Source organism: Microcystis sp. CS-574 (assembly GCF_028329095.1).
In the GTDB taxonomy this organism is placed as follows: Bacteria; Cyanobacteriota; Cyanobacteriia; order Cyanobacteriales; family Microcystaceae; genus Microcystis; species Microcystis ichthyoblabe_A.
Genome location: NZ_JAQMSY010000043.1, coordinates 1 through 4637, shown reverse-complemented (window position 1 = coordinate 4637; position 4637 = coordinate 1). Strand labels below are relative to the sequence as shown.

The window sequence follows — 4637 nt, the reverse complement described above, 5'->3', positions numbered from 1 at the left end:
GGTGTGGGGTGTGGGGTGTGGGGTGTAGGGTGTGGGGTTGTACCAATTTTCAGGGAGTCAATTACCTAATTTTCGGGGAAAAAGTACCTGACTCCAATCGCTGGCACTTGTTGATTTCAAAAAAGCCTAAAGATATTATCCAAGAAGGTTTTTAGATTTATTCAGCAAACCCTAAGTAACCCCTTCTAACTTTTCATCGGTCAATTGATATAATTCCTGTAATTTCTCTAATTTGTCGGGGTCTGCTTGCCAAAAACCGCGACCCTGTGCTTCTAACATTCTACCGACAATATTACGGAAAGCTTCGGGATTAGCTTGACGCAATTTTTCCGCCATTTCTGCATCAAAAGCGTAGGTATCGGCTGCCTGATCATACACCCAATCGTCACTAAAATTAGCCGTACCGCCCCAACCAATTAAAGCGGTCATTCTTTGGGAGATTTCGTAGGCCCCACCAGAACCTTGATTAACCATGGCATTGGCCCATTTAGGATTGAGTAATTTACTGCGGTATTCTAAGCGCAAAACCTCCTCTAATTTGCGGGGAGTTGTATCATTGGAAAAACTCTCAACAAAACTCGTCATCACCCGTTTACCGCTTTGTTTTTCTGCGGCTAATTTTAATCCTCCCGTGTTGCCGTAGTATTCCTGAATATCGGTTAAACCGTATTCTACCGAGTCAATTTCTTGGATAATACTTTCACTGGTTTTTAATAACTGTTGTAGCACTTCTGGCCGCGCTTGTCCCTTATCTTGACGACCATAACTAAAAACATTACGCTTTTCCCAAGTTTTCGCTAATTCGTTGTCATTGTCCCAATTTCCCTCCACTACTTGGTCATTAACTAAAGAGCCAAAATCCCCAGCAGGATTGGAAAATAAACGAGCGCTGGCATTGTCAATTCCTTGACTTTTTAAGGTTAAATAGTGCTTACGGATATAATTATCATTTTCCGATTCTTCTATCTCGGCTGCCCGCTGCATTAAATCATCCAATAACTCGATAATATTGATAAAAGTATCGCGAAAAATTCCCGATAAATTAGCCAGAATATCGATGCGCGGGTGTCCAATTTCCCCTAAAGGTTTTAATTCATACCTGACAATTCTTCCTGTTCCCTCTTTCACCGGTTCCGCACCGACTAATTCTAAGAGAATACCCAGGGATTCACCCTTAGTTTTAATCACATCTAATCCCCAGAGTAAAACTGCTACAGTTTCGGGATATTTTCCTTTTTCGGTTAAGTTTTGTTGTAGCAGTTTTTTGGCGATTTCTCGTCCGCGAGTGTAGGCTGCGGGGGAAGGCATCCGGTAGGGATCCAAAGCGTGTATATTGCGTCCTGTGGGTAAAACTCCCGCACCATCCCGGAGTAAATCACCCCCCGGTGCCGGTGGTACATATTCCCCATTTAATCCCCGCAAAAGATTAGTTAATTCTTCGCTATTTTGTCCTAATAAATTTTTAATAGCAATGCCTTCTTTAAGCTTTTCATTGGTTGCTTCATCAGCGATAATTTGCTGAAATTCTCGCTCAGATAAATCGGTGAAATAAGCATCAAGATAACCTTTTAATTCTTCCTGATTAGGAGCAGTTCCTAGGGTGTGTAAACCCGAAGAAAATAGTCTTTGTTCGACGATTTGTAGGTAATTATACACCTTGACAAAATAATCGGTTAGTGCATAGCGGCTAAATAATTTGGCATTTTCTAAAGTGAATTCTATTCCCTGTTTTTCTGCTTCCAGAAAAGGACAATCTTTAGAGATACCTGTATCAATAATCTTTTGGAGGATACTATCTCTTAAAGCGTAATTTTTCTCAGGATTTTCTCGAAACTCTGCAATCAAATCTCGTAAAATCATCAATTCTTTATATAATCCCGCTCGTCCGTAGGGAGGCACATTATGGGAAATTAACACCCCATAACCGCGACGTTTAGCTAGGATAGATTCCGAGGGATTATTAGCGGCATAAATATATAAATTCGGTAAATCTCCTAATAAAATATCTGACCAAGAATAACCAGTATTTCCTAGGGGTGAACCGGGCAGCCATTCGACAGTTCCGTGCATACCAAAATGAACGAGCGCATCGGTCTTAAAATCTTTTTGTAACCACTGATAAAAGGCTGCATACTGAGGGTGAGGAGTTAAATCTTTTTCAAACATTAACCGCATCGGATCCCCAGCAATTCCTAAAGGTGGTTGCACTCCAATCCAGATATTACCTAACTCAATTCCCCCTAAATGATACTGGTCGCCAATAGTTTTTATCCCCGCATCTTTAAGGGATTTCCACTGTTTTTCAATGCGAGAAGTTAATAGATAACCTAGCCAATTTTCTAAAGTTTCTATCGATAAACGATTTTGTTTAGAGAGATTTTCATCATCGGCAAATTTAACTTTTTGAATAATTTCTTCCCCGTCTTCGGGAATCGTTCCCAGATTATAACCCTGCGCTTCTAAAGCTTGTAAAAACTTAACTAAACTCCGGGGAACATTTAATAAAGCTGCCGTACCAACTGCCCCATAACCCGGCGGAAATCCATAGAGAATGATGGCTATTTTGCGTTCTTGCGGAGGGGTTTTATGTAACTTAATCCAACTATGCAAACGTCCAGTTAAACGCTGTAATCTTTCGGGGATTAAATAGATAGTTTCCCCCACTAATCCCCCCAGAGGAATTGTATCAATTGCCCCATCTAATTCCGGTAAAGCGTATAGAACCACACTCTGTAAACCACCGATTCCCTGTCTTGTCCAAGAATAAATATCTTGAATCAATAAAGGGGCAGCGATAAGATAAGGAATATTTTTAGCAGACAGAATTCGTTTAGCCACTTCTACCTGTCTTCCTGCTTCCATAGAACCCGCAGGACCTCCCACCAAAGGAAAGCCAATCGTCGAGACAATTGCATCTACTGTCACCGCATCTTCACTTAAAGAAGGAGTTTCAATGATTCCTTTTTTTCTTTGCTGAATTTCGTAGTCTGTGGTTAACCAATCCCGAACAATTGTATGGCCTTCCACTCCGTTAATAAACACGGGTAGGGGAATTAAATTAGCCGTTTCAAAATGACGGATTAATTGATTAATATAGGGTAGTTTACTGATAACGTGCTTCCGATAAAGCAGCAGTGCCACCACTGGTTTATCAAGAGATTTATTTTTTTTATACCAAGTTAAATATTCTTGGGGAGTGAGAAAATAACTCTGATAATCGGGGTGTAATAGTCCCTTATTGGGAGTTTCGATGACTTCGGGTATTTCCTGTACTTTTAATCCTAGATATTTTTGGGCAATTACCCAACACATAGCGGCAACATTTTCGGTTCCTCCCGCATTCCAATAACCGTAGATAATTAACCAATTACGCAAATCTTGAACTTTTTTAGCGGGAATAAATTTCAGCAGTTTCGGTCCAGTTTTGAGGAAACTGAGATAACCGGCTAACTTATCTTCTTCCTTGCCACTGGAAAATTTACTCAAGATAAATTGAATTGGTTTTGGCATTCCTTTTGGTTTATCCCCGATAGCAAATTCTCCCAAACGGGTTAAACTCATTAACTCTAAAGCAGACTCAAAAACTAAGCGAATCGGAATCTCTGCCGCTCGTTGCCGCAGCCAAGTAACTTGATCGTAATCGAAGATCAAACTAGCAAAAAAAACGTCAGCAGTGGCTAAAGCTTGCTCGACTATTTCCGGTTCGCTAGTCAAGGATTTATCGCTGAATACTTTTACTTCTAAATCGGGACATTTAGAACTAGCCAACAGGCCCGATTGCCGATATAAATTCCTGTTAAAGGTTTCAAAGCCAACAATTAAAACAATACTTTTCATAAGAATTTATTTTCTGATAAATCAGGGTGCGTTATTTTGCCTTAACACACCCCCTGAAATGATCATAACAACAAATTAATAATAACTGCCAGATTTGCGATGATGGATGGCGATTAAACCTTGGTGTAAAACCTTGCCTTTTTCTGCGATCGCATAAAGCAGCCAATGATCACCGCACTCCATTCGTTGTTCTACCCGACATTCCAGATAAGCGAGCGCTTCGGCCAGAATCGGCCCACCGTTCTCAGCTTTAGTGGTTTCGATATTAGCAAAACGATCTTCTCCGGGAGTAAAAGGTTTAAGAAAATGCTTCATTAAAGCCAAATGTTGACCTTCTTGGAGGATATTAAGGACAAAATGGATATAAAGTGGGTAGAGTCGATGGGAGGTATTATCCTCCGCACCTCTCTCTTAGAGCGGAGCGTGCAACTTTCACCGCACTCGGCTCCCGATAATCTTAGCTTTCACTTTTGCACCTGTGGATGTAATCGTGGCATGATTCGTGTACTGCCAAAAGATTATTGGCTCGACCATTAGCGTGATTTCTATCGATGTGGTGCAGATGTATTCTTTCCTCATCAATAAATTTCAAGCCACAATATCCACAGGTATGGTTCTGTCGGATTAAAGTCCTAGAAGTTGCTCCATCGTAAAGTTTGGACTGTCTCTTAGACCAGTAAACTAAGTCACCGTTAAAAGGCGAATAATCTCCTCTAACGTTGATGTGCTTGTTTTCTGAATATGGCACAGGTGGAAACGCTTTTTTGACTAAATTTGCAGCCATCTGGCGGTTTACCTTT

2 protein-coding genes and 1 pseudogene are annotated in these 4637 nt (G+C 40.8%); all 3 read right to left on the bottom strand.

Annotated elements, in window-relative coordinates:
• Positions 1-171: 171 nt before the first annotated feature.
• The gene (gene bchH, locus PN470_RS03030) at positions 172-3837 is read right to left on the bottom strand and encodes a magnesium chelatase subunit H (RefSeq protein WP_271938632.1); all 3666 of its coding nucleotides are present in this window, start codon (positions 3835-3837) and stop codon (positions 172-174) included.
• Between the two features lie 75 nt (positions 3838-3912).
• Positions 3913-4194, bottom strand: a pseudogene (locus PN470_RS03025) (flavin reductase family protein); the annotation flags it as partial.
• A gap of 100 nt (positions 4195-4294) precedes the next feature.
• Positions 4295-4637: HNH endonuclease (locus PN470_RS03020; RefSeq protein ID WP_272103616.1), on the bottom strand; the 343-nt coding region annotated here is incomplete at its 5' end.